Origin of the sequence: Chryseobacterium sp. HMWF035 (genome assembly GCF_003094695.1) — a bacterium.
GTDB lineage: Bacteria > Bacteroidota > Bacteroidia > Flavobacteriales > Weeksellaceae > Chryseobacterium > Chryseobacterium gambrini.
Genome location: NZ_QEHP01000023.1, coordinates 14,537 through 35,604 on the forward strand (window position 1 = coordinate 14,537; position 21,068 = coordinate 35,604).

Sequence of the window (21,068 nt, forward strand, 5' to 3'; positions counted from 1 at the left end):
TAGAAATGAGCCGGGTAAAAACCGAGGCTATTTGGCAGCACGAACAAGTGCTGCCTTATATCCTCACGCGTCTTAAAGACAAGATTAGCGAGATTACTGCCGTAGAAAAGATTCTACTTTTCGGGAGCAGAGGAAGGCTTCCTTTGGAACGCTGGAGTGAATTGGAAGGAAAAGACTGGGATGTTTTGGTACAGGCGAAATGCAAACTGAAAAATGCCCATGTTTTGGTTGAAGAGGGTTATCATCTGGATCTTTTGGTCTTGGATGAAAGCCAAACCGAAAAATTTATCCAAAATATGACCACCAAAGAACTTTTTCCCATCAATAAATTAGAATGTATAATGACTAAAAACAAAAAAAATGGGAACATTTAATGACGAATTCGGAGACCTATCCGGATACAAAATATTGTCTTTTGAAGAAGTAACCCAAGGGTTTGAAGGGAATAAAAATCCACTGCATGGAATTGCCAATTTTTCAAAAAACGAAATTGAGTATAAAGAAGACCAGTATATTAATCTTAATAAACTCTTGGATGATATTAATATTAGTAATAATGTAGGAAACGGCTCTCCAATGCAGTATACTTTTAATGGATATTTTCAGGACACTGCACAAACATACATTATGAACGGAGAAATTCACATTGATGTTTCTGCAAAAATAGGATTGAAAAATGGAATTATAACAACCTCTCAGAAGTTTTCAAGAGATCGTCCCTATATGGAAGTGTATTTTGATGAAGAGCACAGACTGACTTATTCTTTAACATTTCTATATACAGATACCCGTCAAACAGCGATTGAACTAAAAACTCACGCTTTTGCAGACTATAAAAACCTTCTTCTATATATTGGCTATGGAAATGTAGAAACAGAAAGGGATGCCTCTGCATTTTTCATCAGAGAATTTACAGATTTTCTGAAACAGTCTGAAAGTGCAGAAGATCTATATAAAGTATATGGAGATCTCCCTGAAAGTTTTATTAAACATATTTTCCTTTCTACAGAAACTGTGGCAAACCATTTAAAAATTCTTGCAAAGGAAGATGATACAGGATGGTTCAGTTGGACAAAAGATACCAGTTCTCTTTTCATAAAGGTTTTGGCCATGTTCAGGAATTTTAAAGAAACCGGAGATTTTTTCTGGAAAAATCCGAAGTTTATAACGGAAATTTATGATAATCTGGATGGTACTACCGAAATATTTGGGATGCGGTTTTTGAACAGGCGTATTTTTGCCTCAATGCTTAATCATTATGCAAAAAGTACTTCCAATGCGAAAGCAATAATAACTAAAAATGCGCTTTTTAGAGGGAAAGAATATTTTGTAGAAACCAATATCACCGAACTGAATGATACACTGAACACCATTAAAGGTATATTAAGTTTTGATTGGGACTTCGATTACAAAAACAGTATTTTCCTTCAACAGAAAAGAACCGTTACAAAAGCTATTGAACAGCAGGAAACCGATGAATTCGGAAAAGGCGGGGTAATGACGGAAGAAACCAAAACCGAGGCCGAAGCCATAGATCCGGGGTATCTTTACCACCCGATGCATCTCGTACATTATATGGACAGGGATATTGAAGGAGGAAAAGCGCAAATGGTAACTGCCCTTTTTATAAAAGCCATCGCAGATGAAAAGGAATGGGAAGAAGTAATGCGTGATATTCGTATAGGGACAGATATTATAGCTATTATTGCCGGGATTTTAACGATGGGACTTACGGGTGAAGTTTCTGCAATAGCAATAGCAGATATAACATTAGCAAGTATTGATCTGTCTTTGATGAATGAGGATGTTAAAAAATGGCTCTCACAATCTCCGGAGGGAAAATGGTTTGTTGATAATTGGGATATTATCTATGGTCTGGTAGGTGCCGGAATGCTGAGTGTCGTGTTGATAGATGGCATCCTTACACACGGACCCACTCTTTTGGAAAAGCTGAAGAACCTGAAAAATGTGAAGGGAAATTTCCGTATTTTTACGGAACAGTTAGAAAAATTAATAACTGAGCTGGATGCTTATCAAGTAAGAAATGCTACCAATGTTATAGAAGAAGTAACTTTAGTGGGAGAAAAGAATGGTTTATTAAAGAAACTGCTGAAGTTAGTCTCTTCTCCTGAAGAAAATTTACAATTTATTGTAGAAGATATTGCCAACAAAGGACTTTCTGTAAGAAAAGTAGCAGAAAATGAATATGAAGTTCTTTACAAAGGACAGATTTTAAAGACAGGTAAAGATTCTGAAATAGGTGCTTTTCTGAAAAAGTATTTTTGGAAAAGCGTACGTCAGGTTGGTAAAGAAGTGCTAAAAGATATTATAAGGACTATTTATTCTCAATTAGGAGAACTAAGAACATCTGCCAGAGAAATCCTAATAAATGAAGATATTTTAATTAATTACAAAAAAGGACTGCAGTCATCTAAAGAAGGATTATTCAAAGATGTTAAGTTAGGAGAGCATAAAGATGAATCTTCAAAATATCTTTGGACGATTGATAAAAGAGGAATAAATTTAGCTTATGAATTGACTCCATTTCCTACCACTAGAGGAAATATAGTTCATTCCAATCTTAGTAAAAGTGCGTATATAGCAGGAGAAGCATGGTTCATCAGTGAAAAAGAAATAGTAATAAATGCGGGGTCAGGACGGTTTGGTTATAATAGTGGAGCTACTATTGAGCAATGGGAAGCTGCGATTAAATTTTGGGAAACTTTAGGATATGAAGTTAATGCAATTCCTTTTAATGAAAGATAAAATAAAAAAAATATGAAATATTGGCAATTAGCTGCTTGTATAGCAGAAGAAAAAGAAATATTCAATCAGTACTTAGGAAGTATTGATTTAATTAAATATGGCAGAGAAAATATTAGTGAAGATATTGTTCATGAAGCTTTTTTAAAAAGTAAGGTAAAAATGTTTATTACATCTGATAATAGTCTTGGATTGAATTATAATGATTATTTAAAAAAAATAAATTGTAATATTATAGAAACCCTTACAATCTTAGAAGCCTATAAAAGGTATGGAGATAAGATAACAGAAGTTTTTGATTATGGATCTTTGAATTTAGGTTCTTTAAAGTAATAATGACCGCCTTTATAAGGGCGGTTTTCTATATTTCATTGTAACTTGAAAAGGTGATAACTGAGTTATACTATAAAAATCTAAATTAGATGATCTGTTTTTAAATAAGATATAGGTAAGCCAATAAAATTTAAATATTATGAGAAAAATTATTGAAGATCTCCAACCTAATAGTCTATTTGAATTAGTCAATATTTAAAGAAGTAAAAAACATCTTACTATATAACTGATAAAGATTATGACACTATCCGAATGAAATTTATTAAAAATAAAAATTTTTGGACATAAAAGGTATAAACTGCTCATTTTTAATATTTAAGAAAAAGAATTCTTCGACCCATTAAATTTATGTCGGATTTCTTTAAGTATTGGTTTTCGCATTTACTTTGCAAATTCACAACTGTCTTCCAAAGCGTATTTTAAATTTTAGTGTAGTGTGGCATTCGGAAAGCAACTACTTATTAATTCGCATTACCTTATAGAGTTTTTGCGCTGACTAATGTATTTTAGCATTTTCTATTGTAATTGACAAAAATACTCGGAACTCTCTTGGCAAGCATTGTTTTTCCGCTTCCGGGTGGTCCGATCAGGATGATGTTGTGTCCTCCCGCTGCGGCAACTTCCATTGCTCTTTTTGCAGCTTCCTGTCCTTTCACTTCAGAAAAATCAAAAGGAAAATCGTTAATCTTTTCCTGAAATTCTTTCCGTGTATCCACTTCGATTTTTGTGAGTGGTTTTCCTTCATTAAAAAAGTCAATAACTTCTTTGATATTTTCGGCAGCAAAAACATCAAGACTGTTAACAATGGCTGCTTCGCGGGTGTTTTGTTTTGGCAAGATAATTCCTTTGAAACCTTCTTCACGAGCCTGAATCGCAATGGGAAGAACCCCTTTTATGGGCTGTAAAGTTCCGTCCAGAGAAAGTTCCCCCATAATCACATACTCATGAATATTTTCGGCAACAATCTGATCTGAAGCGGCAAGAATTCCGATGGCAATACTCAGGTCATAAGCAGCGCCTTCCTTTCTGAGATCTGCAGGAGCCATATTGATCGTAATTTTCTTTCCGGGAATCTTAAAGCCGACGTTTTTCAGAGCAGCAGAAATTCTGTAACTGCTTTCTTTGATGGCGTTATCCGGAAGTCCGACCAGATGGTAGCCGACTCCGCCTGTATCTATATTTACTTCTATCGTAATGGTTTGTGCAGCCACTCCATGAATGGCACTTCCATAGACTTTGATCAGCATTTTTTATGTGTTTGCCGTAAATGTAGAAAATTTTTTAATTAATGATTTTCTTAAAAGAATTTACCTGAATATTTAAAAGTAAAAATATAATTCCCTTAATGTTCAGTTTTTGATTAGACTTTTCTTTCAATAGATCAATCAGCTGAAAAAAATATTTTTTGTAATTAAAATTTTTAAGAATGAAAAAAAACCAAGGCTGATTTCCAGCAATTAAATTAATGATTTACTGTTTAGGTTTTCTAATAAAGTTTTAATAATCAATATAAATAGCTATAAAAAAATCAGAAGATAGATAGCTTATATGCTCTAAATATAGCAAGTAGAGCTTACTTTAAAGTTTAAAAATTCTTTCTCAACCTTTCCAAAAAACATTCTGTAAATCTTTCTTACTGATTATCAGAAAACTGTAAAAAAATAACAAAAACATCTGAAAATGAATTTAATACGTCAAGTTTTGTCGCTTCCCTGATGGATATTTGCATTATAGAAACAACACAGAAATGAAATTAGACTTTAAAACTCAAGGTGGATATAATTTAGCCTGAAGACCACCTAAAAAAATAAGGCTAAAACCTGAAGTAACTCTACTAAAAAGAGGCTTCAAATCTTAACCTTTATAAGACCAAAACAAATTTACAAAAAATGTCAACAAACAGCAATGCGTCTCAGACGCTTTTCAGATTCGTGAGTTTAAGAAACCCACAGCTTACAGAAACCAAAAGAAGAAATCTTGGCTTCATCCACAGACCAAAAGGAATTGCGGGTATTTTCGATACTGCTGTATCTGGTAGAGCTGCTTCTACAGCTAAGATCAATGCAATGGAGAATGCTGTGAAATCAGGGAATTTTGCAAATACTTCATTCAAAACAGAGAAAGAACTTGAAACAGGAATCTTTAGTCAGTTATTGATTATAGGAAGGAAGATTTCTAAAAAAGAAAAAGTAAATGATCAGGATTTAGCATATACCAAAAGCTATTATGCGACATTAATCGATTCCAATAAAGAGTTGAACGGAGAAGGTCTTAAGATTTTTGATCTTCTTTGGAACAACTTAATCTATCAGGTGGTTTCCCAGAAAGATTTCTATGTAAAAGAGGCAATTACCCATATTTTAAAAGCAATCCATTTAGGATTTGCTCAAAACATGACTATTGATGCGGATGTATTAAAAGCTAATGGAGAAAAACCTCTTGAAAACGCGCTAAACGGTAAGATCGTACTTCCAAAAGAATTATTTGTAGAAGATGAATCAGTTTCAGGAGGATCTTCTGTAGCCTCAAGAACCGCATCTACAGTAATAGTAAATAAAATTACCAGTCAGAGATTGACTAATGAAGCAGAGTCCGCTTTGGTAGCCCAGAAAGCTCTTCACAGAAAAGGAGCATTACAGAATTTAAATTCTGAATTAGAAAAACTTCAGAAATCCTATTATACTTCCAAGTACAAAACGGAACAGGTTACCTATGCTGAATATCAAAAAAAATATCAGCCGCAATTGGAAGAATACGCAAAACTGTCTGAAGAAATAGTTCAGCTTGAAGAAACAAAAGCTCCTGAAGAAGAATTACAAAAGCTTCATGAGCGTCTAAAAGAATTGGAAGTGCCTGCCTTTGAATTCTCTTATAAAAATGAAATTGATATTTCAGAGCTTCAGTCTAAATTGTCTCCTGAATCATTTGATTTATTTATTGAGTTGTTTTCAGATGTTGATACAGAAAATGCCTCAAGAGAAAACATTGAAGGAAAAGCAGAAATCATTTCTGGCAGAGAAATGCGTATCGGGGAAAGAGTTTTGCAAATTGACAGTGGTTTACAAAGCTTTAATGAAGCTATATCGAATGTACAGCAGGAGATTTCAGTTTCCACTCAGACGGCTCTTGAAAACACATCTTTGCCGCAACAACAGTATGTCAACCTTGGAGGGGCATCTATTCCGGTGATCCAGAACACAGCAAGAACTCCAATGGCATATTCTCTTATTGCCAATACCTATGGACTGTCATTGATGTCTAGCCGTGGTTTCTTAAGTTTTTCATTTGAGGTGGAAGATATATCCTGGGAAGTTGCGAATGCTAAAATTATCGCAGATACAAATCTGGGGCATATTGAAGAAAATTACGGCAATATTTCAGTGGTGGATAACAAGATTACCTTACCTGCAAGTTTGGTTAATAAGTTTAGCAGTATATACAATTTCAGAGTTGAAATTACCTTCGCGAACGGGAGAGAAGCTTATGGTGATGTCCAGAAAATTGCCAATGGAGAGATTCATACCGGAATGCTAACTTTAAAACCGGTAAAAGCTGATCCAAGAGAAGAAGAATCTGCTGAACCCTCAAAAAGAAAGAACTTCGGAATCAAAAGATTGGGAATTGCCGACTATCTTAAAGTAGTACAAAGCGTTCATGCTTATGTTCCGGGAGAAGTCTCGAATATTGAGAATGTGATGGCAAGCGAACTAAGACATAAATCTTCTGTTGCCAGAGATTATTCAGAAATAACGGATACTACATCTAAATCGGTAGAAACAGAGAAGGTTTCTGATACTTCCAAAACTTCCAGAACAGATATGCAGACAGAAGTAGCGAAAGAATTGGATAAGCAACAAAGTATTGCTGCTTATGCACACTTCAGTTATAATCCTGGGTATAAACTGGATATTGGTGCAGATTATGCCAACAATACGGCTCAACATGACAGTACGAGACAAGCTGTTGCGAAGTCTCAGGAGATTACGGAAAGAGCAATGGAAAGAGTTCTGACCAAAATTAATGAGGAAAGGGTACAGAAAATTATCAAAGAATACACGGAAACCAATGTCCATGAATTTGATAACCGAGGAAAATCTCTTACTACCAATGTTCCGCCACAACATATAACAGGAGTATATCGTTGGATCGATAAGAAAATGAAAAACCAGATTTACAATTATGGCAAGCGTACCATGTTTGAATTTATGGTTCCCGAACCGGCAAAACTTCACAGATTGGCTTTAGCTGTATCTAAAGGCCAGGTTCTTACAGCTCCTGTCGACCCGAGAAAAGCTCCGGAACCTTGGAATATGGCAAGCCCAAAAGCTGCAACCAGAGAATTACTTCAGCATTGGGCAGATATTTATGGTGTAACTTTAACCGAACTTCCAAAAGAAAATGTGGAAGTATACCAGGAAATTGTCGGCCGACCTAATTCAACCGGCTCTTTTGGTGCAGTAGGAACACCAATCAATATCACACAAAATTATGCCGCCAAAGATATGAAGATCCAATATTACATGGATCGAAATTCCAGATGGCATAACAGTGAGTTTTATTGCAGCAACGGTAAAGGAGGAGAGAGAAATTTAAATTTTGGAGGCAGAATCAATCAGGATACTGTTTGGGAAAATGGGTTAAACCTTTCCGGAACATTTAACTTCCTGTACCGAGGCAGAAATATTGAAGATGTAACGCTTAACGTGACACTGTATTGCAAGCTTTCGGATGCATTTATGCTTCAGTGGCAGACAGAAAACTATAATGCCATTATCAAAGCATATGAAGAAGCTTACAAGAAATTTCAGGAAGAACAGGCAAGATTGGATGCCGAGCAGAAAGAAAAGGAAGCTGCTGCAAAAGAAAAGCAAGGGACTTTTTACCGATATATGGAGCATGATGTGCTGAAGCACAATTGTATTGCTTATCTGTTACAGGATTACCTGAATGTGTTAGGACAAAACTTTACCGATGGAGACAAAATGGAAAATTTCCAGGTTTTCCTTAATGAGAATCTGGATAAATATACCGCTCTTGCGAAGTTTATGGAACAGGCATTTGAATGGGAGATCATGGATTATACTTTCTACCCATACTATTGGGCGAATCGCAAAATGTGGCAGGAAATGTATGTGAGCGAATCTGTGGATCCTTTGTTCAGAAGTTTCTTACAGGCAGGTATGGCGAGAGTAGTGGTGACCGTAAAACCGGGCTTTGAAGATGCAGTACAGTTCTTTATGACGACAGGAAAAATCTGGAATGGCGGTGAAGTACCGGTAATTGGTGATCCGATGTATATGAGTATTGTAGACGAAATGAGAGAGCCTACAGGAAAACCACAAGGTAAATACTGGATTACAAGAGTTCCTACTACGCTTACTATTCTTCAGGACAAATCTACGGGATTACCGGTTAACCAGCCGTTACCGATCTTCCCTGAAACCGATACGGATAATTGTGAAAATCCTTCAGAACTTGAAACAGAAACAAGTTTTGATCACAGGGACGTACAATTAAGTCATTCGGATAAAACAGAAAGTACTTTAGATTAAAAAGCTTAACGAAATGGTGGGAGCACTTCCACCATTTCTATTTTCAACAATTAAAATTTAGAAAAAATGAAACCAATAAAAGCATTAGGAGTTCATCAGGGCACTTCGGTTAAAATACCCAAAATTGACAGAATAAGTGCTTTGGGAATTTCACCTAAAAACAGATATGGTCATTTTGATGAAAAAAATGGGACTACTTACTTCCATACATTTTTACCCTATGGGGATATTAATAAACTGGTTGAAGAATATAATGATCCTGTATTTCTAAAGAACCAGAGTAATACAGATTTACTGATATTCTATCTGTTAGGAAGCAAAAATGAGCTGTATATGGCTATTACCAATAGGTCAAAATATTATCTGGAAGCATTAACATCACAAAATGTTTATAAATTTGAAGGATATGATCGTAAAATGACGTTTAAAGAATATGTCATCACTAATATTATAGCCGACAAAAAAGAAGCATTTCTGTTTACGTATGAAGAGATTTTATCTGCTTTTAATGATGCTATCGAAGATTATAAATTTGTCACCAGCGAACAAAATTCCAAACAGGAATCTAAATTTACGGTACCGAGTCAGGTTTTGAAATACAGGATAAATTTAAAAGAAAAGGGAATTATAAAACTTTTACAGGAGGTCAACAGAACTATTGCCAAAATGCGGGCTGAAGAAAAATACGCTTATAATGAATGGATTATGTCTAAAGCAGATCCCTACAATTATTTTGGCATCCGCATCAACAACAGCAGAGATTTTTCTTCTCAAGATTTAAAGCAATTAATTACTCAACTGAAGAATTATAAAAAGAAAATGGGAATTCTGAAAGACGGAGGAATTAAAAGTATTGAGGATATGAATTCTTTTGTCGAAGAAAACCTTACTGCAGGAGGAAGCATGTTCAAATGGTTTATCGATACTCCTTTTTTCAGTTTAAATCCTGATCAGAGAAAAAAATATATTGAAATGTATTGTGAAAAAGACGAATCTTCTTTTCCAAGATTTAGCATATCGGGAGGTCTTAATGACGGGGATATTGTTGCTGCACTGTTTAAAACCTGCTCGGATAAACAGGCTCTTTTCGATATTATCATATGTCTGGAACAGGAAGGAAAACTTTTTCATTTACTTAATAATCTAAAATTTAAAGCGTTCTCACAGGTTTGTACCATTATCACCAGTGTTTATATGACTTATATTAAAAAAGGAGAAATGGGCAAAAAATATGCTGATGCTCTTGAATTTGGGAGACAGATTTTGTTTGACAACAGAACTTTTGGAAATCATAATATTGAGGAATTTGATACGGTACATAATAAACTGAAGTTTACCACAGACCTTAATCTATTTGTAAAAATAGGAAAAGCTACTCTTGCAGCTCCTTTTTTGTCTGATATGAGTGCTGAAGATCTGCAAAAGCAGGTATCCTGTAATCCTTTGGATATTATAAGCATTACACCTGTTGAAAATATTGAAAAATATAATCTTAAAAAAGGAGAAATTTATTTACTCCCTGCCTGCTTTGTATATCTTTTATATAATGAAGAAACATGGGAAACCGCTATACTCGCCGCAGAAGTTACTGTTCAACTCGCTTTTTGTTTGATCGGAGTTGGAGAAATAATGGCTGCGATAGAGGCAGGAAGTACAATTGGTGTCGCATATGCCACCGCAGGTGTAACTATAGATGCTTCCTTTGGGGCTACTCTGATTCCGGAATTTGGAAAAAATCATCCGGTCGTTACCAAATATATACATTATGCGATGTGGGCACGTTTGGTTACCGATTTCATTAATGTAAAAGGATTAACAGAAGAGCTGAACACCGCTATTAAAGCTAAAAAAATTGCTTTTGAACCTTATGAAGCAACAATAGATGGTGTAAAAATTATCAAAGGAACGCAAAAAACCTATAAACCCCTTACTATTGGTGCTCTTGGTATTTTACCTCACGTTTTGCCTGCTTATTTATTGGGACAAGGAGGAAGAAAGCTACTGTTTTATATAGAAAGAGTAATAGATTCACAAAAAAGTGTGACTGTTTTCTTTAAAGGAGCAGAGATTTTTTCAGGAGAAAGAACCGCTGCAAAAGAATTTATGGATGAAGCGTTAGTAGTATATAAAAACGAAGGGCAAATTGCAATGGAAAACTTCTTTTTTGCAAAGCAATCTTCCAAAGAGATAAGGTTTCTACATTCTCAAACGGGGGAAACTTACGTAGGTAAATTACTCAGAAAGGGAAAAAAAGAATATTATTATGAGCTTCATGATTTTCGATATGATACAAAAAAAGTTTTCGATGAAAGTGAACCGTTACTGAAAGACAAGTTTAGATGTAGGGTAAAATTTGCAGATCCTAATGTTTTCCCGCTTATAGAAGATAAAAAATATTTTTATGGAGATATTTTCATACCTTACGGTCTAAATCAGACGCTACAAAACAATAAAATAACAGGATTAACTGATCTTAGCCTGGGTGAAACTATTATTAATGATGGCTTTGCTAACTTAACAAAAGACGCTGGAAAAGAATTGGATGGTATTTTTGGACAGTGGCAAAAAAACAGCAGTTATGTAGAGTATCCTGGCGGAGAATCCGTAAATTTACACACTCTAAAATTTCATGTTGGGTATGAAATGCTACAAGGTAAACCTCTTACAAAAGAACTCTTAGAACAAGCCGCCCTTAAAACTTTTACAGGAAAATGGGCAAAAAGCAAGGGCTATGGGAAAGTAGAGTTGTATAATGCTGACGATCAATTTGATGCAATAGAAGAATTAGGAGATATAGAATTAGTAACTGATATTGTATTCATTTTTAAAAAATAATATAATTATGGAAAAAGAAATAGATTATATAGTTTTAGTCTCAATAAAAAACTATAAAACAGATGGGATGGAAGTAGCAAGAAAAAATCGTAGAACGTTATTTTTAAAACCAAAGTTAAAAGATCAAAGACATTTAGAAACCGAAATATTCAAATCTATTTTTGGAGAAGATTTAGGTAAAAAAGAGTTTTTTTTAGAGGCTGGTTCTTATGGAAATATTATTGAGGCTTATGAAAAAACATTAAGAACACTTTTAGAAAAAGAGCACAAAGTACCTAAAGAATATTACAATAGATTGGAGGAATATAAAGAAAAAGTACACCGAAGTCTATTTACCGATAAGGAATATACCGATGATCATTTTTATGATGAAGTACACGAGATTTTAGGCGAATATTATGTATTGCAAATGAGATTTCCTTCTGAAAGAATCCCATATGAATTCAATAGATATTATCTTTCTATAAAAAAACTATTTGATAATGGCGAACCATTGTACATAAGTACGGCAATGCCTTTCGAAGATTTAGGTTTTTAACGTTTAAGCCGTCTCTTTTTTGAGACGGTTTTTTGATAATGACGACAGAGAGTCTGTAAATTTGCACATTCTAAAATTTCATGTTAGATACGAAATCCTACAAAGAAAACCTCTTACAAAAGAATTCTTAGAACAAGTTGTTCTAAACCTTGTACGGGAAAATGCCTTGTATCTACATTTACTTCTATTGTGATGGTTTGTGCAGCCACTCCATGAATAGCACTTCCATAGATTTTAATTTTAATCAGCTTTTTTTATGTGTTTGCAGTAAATGTAGAAAATTTTTTAATTAATGATTTTCTTAAAAGAATTTACCTGAATATTTAAAAAACAAAATGAGATGCACTGAAATGTTCCATACTTGATGTAGATTTTCAATTAATTTATCAATCCATTGAAAAAAATAACTTATGTGATGTAAATTTTTAAGAGTAAAAAAAATAAAAGCTGTTCCAAAAATGAAACAGCCTTCGTATTGATCAATTATATATTGTTAAAACTCTATATCAACCTGAAGCTTCTCGGCAAGAAGTTTTGAAATTTTTTCTTTTAATGGCTCGATGTCAATGTTCTGCATGGCATCGTTCGCAAAAGCGTATAACAATAACGCCTGAGCTTCCTTTTTAGAAATCCCTCTTGCTCTCAGATAAAATAACGCATCTTCATTCAATTGTCCTACTGTACAACCGTGAGAACATTTTACATCATCTGCAAAAATTTCAAGCTGAGGTTTGGTATCAATCGTTGCTCCTTCGCTGAGTAAAACATTGTTGTTTTGCTGATAAGCATTCGTTTTCTGGGCAATTTTATCAACGAAAACCTTTCCGTTGAAAACGCCGTGAGATTTTCCGTCGAAAATACCTTTGTAATTCTGGTAACTTTCGCAATTCGGCTGATTGTGGTGAACCGCCGTGTGATGATCTACCAACTGATCTTTCCCGATAATGGTAATTCCGTTCATGAATGAATTGATATTCGATCCGTTCTGAATAAAATCTAAATTATTTCTTACCAGCTTACCTCCGAAAGAGAATGTATTTACAGTCGTTAAGCTGTCTTTTTCCTGTTTTGCGAAAGTATTGTCAATCAGATAAGAAGTATCATTATCGTTCTGAACTTTATGCCAGTCCGCTTTTGCGTTCGGATAGGTGAAAATTTCCGTTACAGAATTAGTCAGAACATAAGTGCTGTCAAAATTGTGATGAATTTCAATAATTTCCACTTTGGCACCTTCATCTACGATTAATAAATTTCTCGTATTGTAGAATGTGTTTTCTTCCTGATTCTGAGAAATATAGAAAACGTGAATCGGCTTTTCAATCACTACATTTTTCGGAACCTTCAGAAAGAATCCGTATTTGCAGTATGCCTGATTCAAATTCGTGAAAGCAGATTGATCTTCAGCAATTGTGTTGAAATATTTTTCGAAAACATCTCTGTGTTTTTCATCATTCAACGCGTAATTGAATGAAAGAAACTCAACATTTTCAATGGAAACTTTAGATAATTCTTTATGAAGTTTACCGTTCACGAAAGTGATCCAGTCGAAATTCTCTTCACCTAAATGAAGCTGGTCCAACTGCTCTTTGGTGATGTTGTGACTTTCTTTCGGGAAAAAGTTGTAGTTTTTCTCGGTAATTTCCTTTAGGTTGGTATATTTGTATTCTTCGTCCTTTTTTGTAGGAAAACCAGTTTTTTCAAATCTCTGAAGAGCTGCTTTACGATCTTCATCCAGAAATCTGTGACGAAGGCTCTCCAAAAATTCATTATGGTTTTGTATGATCTGTTCTTTTAATGCCATTACTGGTATATCTGTGGTTTGCACCATTTTTTCTTTTTTTGGTTGGCTGAAATTGTTAAACTAAGAGATCAGATAAATCTCCGAATTTTTTAATCTTTTAATTAATTTAAAAGCCAGTCGTACCCTTTCTCTTCCAGTTCCAACGCAAGAGATTTATCACCTGTTTTGATGATTTTTCCGTTGGCTAAAACATGAACGAAGTCAGGTTGGATATAATTAAGCAATCTTTGATAGTGCGTAATCAGAAGAACTGCGTTTCCTTCATTTTTGAAAGCATTTACACCATCTGCAACAATTCTTAACGCATCAATGTCCAATCCGGAATCGGTTTCATCAAGAATAGCAAGTTTCGGATCCAGCATCATCATCTGGAAAATTTCGTTTCTTTTCTTTTCACCTCCGGAAAAACCTTCGTTTAAAGATCTTGAAAGGAAATCTTTTTTAATGCCTAATTTTTCAGATTTCTCACGAATCATTGCCAACATCTCTTTTGCCGGCATTTCTCCCAATCCGTTAGCTTTTCTGTTTTCGTTCATCGCTGCTTTGATGAAGTTGGTTACAGAAACTCCCGGAATTTCTACCGGATACTGGAAAGAAAGGAAAATTCCTTTGTGGGCTCTTTCTTCAGGAGCATCTTCGATGATGTTTTCACCTCCGAAAATAATTTCTCCGTCTGTAACTTCATAATCTTCTTTTCCTGCGATAACAGAAGAAAGCGTAGATTTTCCGGCTCCGTTCGGCCCCATAATAGCGTGAACTTCACCCGGCTTTATTTCAAGATTAATTCCTTTTAAAATTTCTTTGTCGCCGTCTTCAATTTTGGCGTGCAAGTTTTTTATCTCTAACATATTTTCAAATTTATCGCAAGGGCAGACTAACATTTATCTTTTATAATCCTAAACCATTGATTACAAAAGTACTTACACTTGCAAATGAAATACTATTTTTATTTATTTTAAACATTAAGAATTTAAACAAATCTTTAATGCGTTGTTTTGTCATTTCGACGAAGGAGAAATCTATTTTAACTTAGATTCTTCACTCCGCTTTGCTTCGTTCAGAAAGACAAACAATGTGTCAAACTTAAGGATAGACATTATCCCACAGAACCTTCCAGAGAAATCTCCAGTAATTTCTGGGCTTCAATGGCAAATTCCATTGGCAGTTTATTTAAAACCTCTTTGCTGAAACCGTTTACAATCAGGGCAATAGCTCTTTCTGTGTCAATTCCTCTCTGGTTGCAGTAAAAAATCTGGTCTTCCCCGATTTTTGAAGTCGTTGCTTCGTGCTCCAGTTGTGCAGTCGGATCTTTAATTTCAATATACGGGAAAGTATGAGCTCCGCATTCATTCCCCATCAGTAAAGAATCGCACTGAGAGAAATTTCTAGCTCCTTTTGCAGAAGGCATTACTTTTACCAGACCTCTGTAGGAATTATTGGATTTTCCTGCGGAAATACCTTTGGAAATGATGGTAGATTTGGTATTCTTACCGATGTGGATCATTTTGGTTCCTGTATCTGCATATTGGTGATTATTCGTTACGGCGATAGAGTAGAATTCACCGATGGAATGATCTCCTTTCAGAATGCATGAAGGATATTTCCATGTTACCGCAGAACCGGTTTCAACCTGAGTCCATGAGATTTTTGCATTTCTTTCGCAAAGTCCTCTTTTCGTTACGAAATTGAAAACCCCTCCTTTTCCTTCTTCATTTCCCGGATACCAGTTTTGTACAGTGGAATATTTAATTTCGGCATCATCCATTGCAATCAGCTCAACAACCGCTGCGTGAAGCTGATTTTCATCTCTTGACGGTGCTGTACAACCTTCCAGATAAGAAACATAACTTCCTTCATCCGCAATCACAAGCGTTCTTTCAAACTGACCTGTTCCTGCCTGATTGATTCTGAAATACGTAGACAATTCCATCGGACATCTTACGCCTTTCGGAATGTAGCAGAAACTTCCGTCAGAAAATACTGCGGAATTTAAAGCTGCATAGAAATTATCTCCTCTCGGAACTACTTTTCCAAGATATTTTCTTACTAAATCAGGATGGTTTTTTATTGCTTCGGAAATGGAGCAGAAAATAATTCCTTTTTCCATTAACGTATCCTGAAACGTTGTTTTTACAGAAACGGAATCCATTACAATATCTACCGCAACTCCTGAAAGTCTTTTCTGTTCTTCGATGTTGATTCCTAATTTTTCGAAAGTTTTTAGCAATTCAGGATCTACTTCATCCAGACTTTCCAGCTCAGGTTTTACTTTTGGCGCGGCATAATATTTAATCGCCTGAAAATCCGGCTTTTCATATTTAATATTTGCCCAGTCCGGCTCCGTCATTTTCTGCCAGATTCTGAACGATTCCAGACGCCATTCCGTCATCCATTCCGGCTCTTCTTTTTTAGCAGAAATTGCACGGACGATGTCTTCATTTAAACCCGTTGGGAAATCTTCGTAATCGATTTTTGTTTCCCAGCCGAATTCGTATTTTTTATTTTCCAGATCGACTCTTAGATCGTCTTCAGTATATTTATTCATTATTTTTTTTTAAGATTTTAGAAGACAGATTTCAGATCTGATTTTTTATCAAAATCTGAAATCTGCATCCAATGTCTTTTTTACAAAGAAAAACTCTCACCGCATCCGCAAGTTCTGGATGCATTCGGATTGTTAAAAACAAATCCTTTTCCGTTTAAACCTCCCGAATACTCAAGAATGGTTCCTGCTAAATAGAGGATTGATTTTTTATCTACAATAATTTTGATATCATTGTCTTCAAAAATCTGGTCGGTATCTGTTTTTTCGTTGTCAAACTTAAGAACATATTCTAAACCAGAGCATCCTCCGCTTTTCACCCCAACTCTTATATAGTCTTCAAAAGGCTTAAAACCGTCCTCTGTCATCAGCTGAATGGCTTTTGCTTTTGCTTGATCTGATACTTTTATCATTGTATTTATTTAGAATGATTTAATGATGCAAAAATACGAACTAATTTCCGCAATCTCAAATCGAAGATATCTATTTTGATGATTCTGTTCTTAATAGATGTATTTCAGTGATGAATTTTCTGTTAAAAATATTTAAATTTTCTTAATAGACGTCGTAAAGCCTGTTTTTGATTTAACTTTGATCGGGATTTTAAATCTATAAATAAAACAAAGATTTCACCCTTTTTTTGTGTAGTCTTTAAAATTACAGTTTACAATAAAAATATACTATAAATGAAAAAATTAGGCATTCTTGCTTTGGCTTTGTTCATGCAGACCGCTTTTGCACAGACCAACAGATTTGTATATCAGGTGACGATGAAACCCGATGCGTCCAATAAAACAGATACGAAAACAGAAAATGCGTATCTGGACATTTCTCCGGAAAAATCTGTTTTTTATTCCGAAAACAGAATTAAAAGAGATTCTGTCATTCAGGCTGCCATGCAAAGTGGAGGAGCGAGAGGTTTCAACAGGGATCAGATGGAAGCTTTACGATCCAACATCAATTATTCTGTTGAAAAAGATAAGAAAAGCCAGAAAATGACGTTCAAAGACCGAATCGGAAGAGATATGTATACTTACGAAGAAGACCGACCGATCAACTGGAAAATTTCTTCGGAAACCACGAAAATAGGAGATTATAAAGTTCAGAAAGCAGAAACGGATTTTGGAGGAAGAAAATGGACGGCTTGGTTTACCACAGATCTGCCTTATCAGGACGGGCCTTACAAATTCGGCGGACTTCCCGGACTTATCGTAAAAGTAGAAGATGATAAAGGAGAATATTCTTTCGATTTAATGAAAAATTATAAAATCGCAGATTTCCCAACAATGAATCAGTTCGGAAATACCATTAAAGTGAAAAGAGGCGATTATGTAAAACAGCAGAAAAAGTTTATGGAAGACCCGATGTCATTTATGACACAAGGTGGCGGAATGGGTGCGCCGATGAGAATTGACGGCGGTGGAGGAAACCGTGGCGGCGGTGGATTCGGAGGAGGAAATTCCGGAGATTTCAGAAAAAGGATGGAAGAAAGAGTAAAAGAGGAAGCAAAAAGAAACAGCAACCCGATAGAATTACAATAAAAATTAACCCTGAAGATTGGTTCTTCAGGGTTTTTTATTTGGCTGATTTAAATAATTATTTCAAAAGCTGGTTGAAAGTATCTCCCTGTCGGATGTCTCCGGTGTTGTATCCTTTCATAAACCATTCTTTACGCTGCGCAGAGGATCCGTGCGTAAAACTTTCCTGATTAACGTATCCCTGTGATCTTCTCTGGATATTATCATCACCTACCGCTTCAGCCGCTTCAATAGCCGACTGAATATCTCCGGGTTCAAGAATGTGCTTTTCAGCATCAGTTCTTCTTGCCCAGACTCCTGCATAAAAATCTGCCTGAAGTTCTGTGGCAACAGAAACTCTGTTCATTTCTGCTTCAGAATATTTTCCGCTTCTTCTTAGCTGATCTACTTTTTGCGTTGTTCCTAAAAGTGTCTGAACATGATGTCCCACTTCATGCGCCAAAACATAGGCTACCGTAAATTCCGTTACTTTAGCTCCGAATCTCTGCTGAAGTTCATTAAAAAAGCTCATGTCCATGTAAACAGACTGATCCGCAGGACAGTAAAACGGTCCCATTGCAGACTGTGCCACGCCACAGCCAGATTGCGTGGTTTCCGAAAAAAGGATAATTTTCGGTGGAGTATACTGCATTCCGTTTTCCTGAAAAACCTGATCCCATGTCGTGATGTTCCATTTTCCCATCATGTCTACCATTTCTCCGATTTTTTTGTCTTCCGCAGTCAGTTCTCGCTGCTCCGTTCTCGGAGATCCGGAACCCGCTCCCGAAGAAAGAATCGAGGAAGGATCACCTCCCAAAAAGAATATAATTGCAGCAATAATAAGCGTTCCCAGTCCGCCTCCTACAACGGCTCCGCCGCCAAGTCCACGTCTGTCTTCCACATTACCGCCTCTGTCGTCCGTCCATCTCATAGTTTGTATTTTTTATTTGTTGGTAAATTTAAAAATTTAAACCTTACAATTTTTGTGCGGATTATGATATTTTCAAAATATTTATCGATTCAGTTGATTTTTTTTCAGCCAGAAAGAAGTCGACTGATACGCTGAAATCGTTGCATCCACCATCGGCTTATTTTGTTCCTTTTCTTTTAAAGGATTTTCATCAAAATAAATATTAAATTCCGGAGCGAGATTGTTTTTCTGCTGAACCAAAGCATATTGCTTAATTTTTCTTAAAGGAGAAATAACCGTTAAATAATTATCTTTTACAAATCCTAAATCCTGATAGGTTGCTACATAAGCTTTCGGCTGAAATTCTTTGCTGAAAACGTCCTGCCCTAAAAATTTCGACTGATAACTGAAATTCAGCAAACCTAAAACAGTCGGCATCACATCGATCTGAGACATGGTTTGGGTAAATTTCTGCGGCTGGATAAATCCTTCCGAGAAAACCATCGCAGGAATTCGGTATTTATCCATTGGAAGTTCTGTATCTCCTGCACTGGAAGCGCAATGATCTGCAATGACCACGAAGATCGTATTTTTATACCAATCCTGTTTTTTAGCCATTTCGAAGAATTTTTTCAAAGCATAATCTGTGTATTTTACACCGCCTTCACGGGATTTTGCATTTCCGGGGATATCAATTTTTCCTTCAGGATAGGTAAAAGGTCTGTGGTTGGAAACCGTCATCCAATGATTGAAGAACGGCTTTCCGGATTTTGCTTCGGCATTCATGGTTTGGATGGCTTTTTTTGCCATATCTTCATCAGCAACGCCCCAAACGTTTGCAAACGTGATTTCTTCCGGCTTGAAATTATTTCTGTCGACAATGTCATAACCGTTTCCGGCGTAGAAATCCTGCATATTATCGAAATAGCTGTACCCTCCGTACAAAAATTTCACCTCATATCCTTTTGATTTGAAAACACTTCCTGTGGTAAATTTATTTTTATTGTTCTCTCTTTTAATAATGCTTTCTCCGGCTGTAGGCGGAATACAGAGCGTTAATGCTTCCAGACCACGAACGGTTCTGTTTCCGGTAGCGTAAAGATTGGTAAACATTAATGATTTATCGGCTAAACTGTCTAAAAAAGGAGTGATTTTCTGCGTATTTCCATAATGTGCTAAAAAGTCTGCAGATAAACTTTCAATGGAAATTAAGACCACATTTTTTTTGAGTTCTGGTTCCGCAGGTACAATGTTTCTTTTCAGGACAGGTGGAGCAAACTGGCTTAAAAAGTTTTTTTCTGCCTGACTCTGATTGATTTCTGGATAAAACTGGAAATAATCCAGTTCATTGTGGGTAAATGCCCAATAGAATTTCGGAAGACCGTTTGCCTGAATTTCTTCTTCAAAAACGCTGTTTCCTTTCATTTTTGTTGTGAAATTTAATCCGAACAAACTTACTCCAACCAGAAGAATAAACGATCCCAGTAAAATAAATTTCTGCTTCAGATTCGGAAGACCTGAAAGTTCTTTTTTTGTTTTCTTAAAAATGAAGAATGTAATGGAATGTGTTACGATAAAAATTGCTGAGAAAAGAGGAACAACAGGATAACTTTCCATGATGTTTCCGATCACTTCGTTGGTATAGATGAGATAATCTACCGCGATGAAATTGTACCTCAATCCGAATTCGTTATAGAAGAAATATTCACTTACAGCGTTGAATACGATGAGTAAAACATACAGAAACAAGGTTATAAAATAAAGTATGTTTCTTATTTTCAAACGTTGTTTAGGAAGGAAAAGCATTAATGCGAAGCATATAATCTTTAACCCGATAAAAGCCAGAGCAATTTCTGCAACCGAGCCGCCGTATTGTTTGAAAATATTGTTAGGAATCAGAAGGATGTACAGGAAAAAAAGTACTAAAATTCCCAAAATGATCTGTCCGTAAGGTTTCTGATATTTTGAATTGGAGAGAAATAAAAAATAGAGGGCTAAAAAGGTGCTGGCTAAAATAAAAACCAAAGCATCATTGAGAACACCCACCAAAATTATTTTTAAAATTTCAAACACTCCAAAACTGGCTGTGGTAATGGGATGGAAGAAAAATACAATCCTTATGATTAAAGAAATGATAAGGTAAAAGATTCCTAAATAAAGGAATGGTTTTGTTTTCTGAACAAACATTGTTATGATTTGAATATGAATTCTTACAAAAATAAGTATTGAATATTATTTGAGCGTATATTTTTTTAAAATACCACAATAATTAGAAAG

General features: G+C 35.4%; 13 protein-coding genes and 1 pseudogene. 7 read left to right on the forward strand and 7 right to left on the reverse strand.

Going from position 1 to position 21,068, the window contains the following annotated elements; genetic code table 11:
* Window positions 1–5: 5 nt before the first annotated feature.
* From DD829_RS04555 to DD829_RS04565, 3 genes are read left to right on the forward strand one after another with little or no spacing between them, the layout of a single operon-like run.
* Window positions 6–374 carry a hypothetical protein gene (locus DD829_RS04555; protein ID WP_108408821.1) on the forward strand — a complete coding sequence of 123 codons (369 nt, stop codon included), beginning with the start codon at window positions 6–8 and terminating at the stop codon, window positions 372–374.
* The gene (locus DD829_RS04560) at window positions 361–2,766 is read left to right on the forward strand and encodes a hypothetical protein (protein WP_108408822.1); all 2,406 of its coding nucleotides are present in this window, start codon (window positions 361–363) and stop codon (window positions 2,764–2,766) included. The genes DD829_RS04555 and DD829_RS04560 overlap by 14 nt, the downstream gene beginning before the upstream one ends.
* A 12-nt stretch (window positions 2,767–2,778) precedes the next feature.
* On the forward strand, window positions 2,779–3,096 hold the full coding sequence (locus DD829_RS04565) for a hypothetical protein (protein ID WP_108408823.1): 318 nt from the start codon (window positions 2,779–2,781) through the stop codon (window positions 3,094–3,096).
* A gap of 533 nt (window positions 3,097–3,629) precedes the next feature.
* Here the strand turns inward: DD829_RS04565 and DD829_RS04570 are convergent.
* A pseudogene (locus DD829_RS04570) lies at window positions 3,630–4,343 on the reverse strand (magnesium chelatase domain-containing protein); the annotation flags it as partial.
* A gap of 642 nt (window positions 4,344–4,985) precedes the next feature.
* On the opposite strand from DD829_RS04570, the gene DD829_RS04575 reads away from it, so the two are divergent.
* The 3 genes from DD829_RS04575 (at window position 4,986) to DD829_RS04585 (ending at window position 12,021) form a co-directional block, all read left to right on the forward strand.
* Window positions 4,986–8,648, forward strand: a complete 3,663-nt coding sequence (locus tag DD829_RS04575) for a hypothetical protein (protein WP_108409919.1) — start codon at window positions 4,986–4,988, stop codon at window positions 8,646–8,648.
* A 66-nt stretch (window positions 8,649–8,714) separates the two neighbouring features.
* Window positions 8,715–11,483 carry a hypothetical protein gene (locus DD829_RS24075; protein ID WP_228408126.1) on the forward strand — a complete coding sequence of 923 codons (2,769 nt, stop codon included), beginning with the start codon at window positions 8,715–8,717 and terminating at the stop codon, window positions 11,481–11,483.
* A 7-nt stretch (window positions 11,484–11,490) separates the two neighbouring features.
* Window positions 11,491–12,021: a hypothetical protein gene (locus DD829_RS04585; RefSeq protein WP_108409918.1), complete on the forward strand. Its 531-nt coding sequence runs from the start codon at window positions 11,491–11,493 to the stop codon at window positions 12,019–12,021.
* A gap of 493 nt (window positions 12,022–12,514) precedes the next feature.
* Here the strand turns inward: DD829_RS04585 and sufD are convergent, their stop codons facing one another.
* From sufD to DD829_RS04605, 4 genes are all read right to left on the reverse strand, one after another.
* Window positions 12,515–13,822, reverse strand: coding sequence for a Fe-S cluster assembly protein SufD (gene sufD, locus DD829_RS04590; RefSeq protein WP_116547564.1), 1,308 nt, complete (start codon window positions 13,820–13,822; stop codon window positions 12,515–12,517).
* A gap of 101 nt (window positions 13,823–13,923) precedes the next feature.
* A complete protein-coding gene (gene sufC / locus DD829_RS04595) occupies window positions 13,924–14,670 on the reverse strand; it encodes a Fe-S cluster assembly ATPase SufC (RefSeq protein WP_087711759.1) in 747 nt (248 codons plus the stop codon).
* Between the two features lie 248 nt (window positions 14,671–14,918).
* Complete coding sequence (gene sufB, locus DD829_RS04600; protein ID WP_076393922.1) at window positions 14,919–16,367, reverse strand: Fe-S cluster assembly protein SufB; 1,449 nt, start codon at window positions 16,365–16,367, stop codon at window positions 14,919–14,921.
* A gap of 80 nt (window positions 16,368–16,447) precedes the next feature.
* Window positions 16,448–16,777, reverse strand: coding sequence for a HesB/IscA family protein (locus DD829_RS04605; RefSeq protein WP_076393920.1), 330 nt, complete (start codon window positions 16,775–16,777; stop codon window positions 16,448–16,450).
* A 273-nt stretch (window positions 16,778–17,050) separates the two neighbouring features.
* Between DD829_RS04605 and DD829_RS04610 the strand changes: the two genes are divergently transcribed.
* Window positions 17,051–17,905 carry a GLPGLI family protein gene (locus tag DD829_RS04610; protein ID WP_108411479.1) on the forward strand — a complete coding sequence of 285 codons (855 nt, stop codon included), beginning with the start codon at window positions 17,051–17,053 and terminating at the stop codon, window positions 17,903–17,905.
* Window positions 17,906–17,960: 55 nt separating this feature from the next.
* Here the strand turns inward: DD829_RS04610 and DD829_RS04615 are convergent, their stop codons facing one another.
* Together DD829_RS04615 and DD829_RS04620 are read right to left on the reverse strand one after the other, a co-directional pair.
* A complete protein-coding gene (locus tag DD829_RS04615) occupies window positions 17,961–18,812 on the reverse strand; it encodes a neutral zinc metallopeptidase (RefSeq protein WP_076393916.1) in 852 nt (283 codons plus the stop codon).
* Window positions 18,813–18,893: 81 nt separating this feature from the next.
* Window positions 18,894–20,978, reverse strand: a complete 2,085-nt coding sequence (locus tag DD829_RS04620; RefSeq protein WP_108411478.1) for an LTA synthase family protein — start codon at window positions 20,976–20,978, stop codon at window positions 18,894–18,896.
* Window positions 20,979–21,068 lie beyond the last annotated feature (90 nt).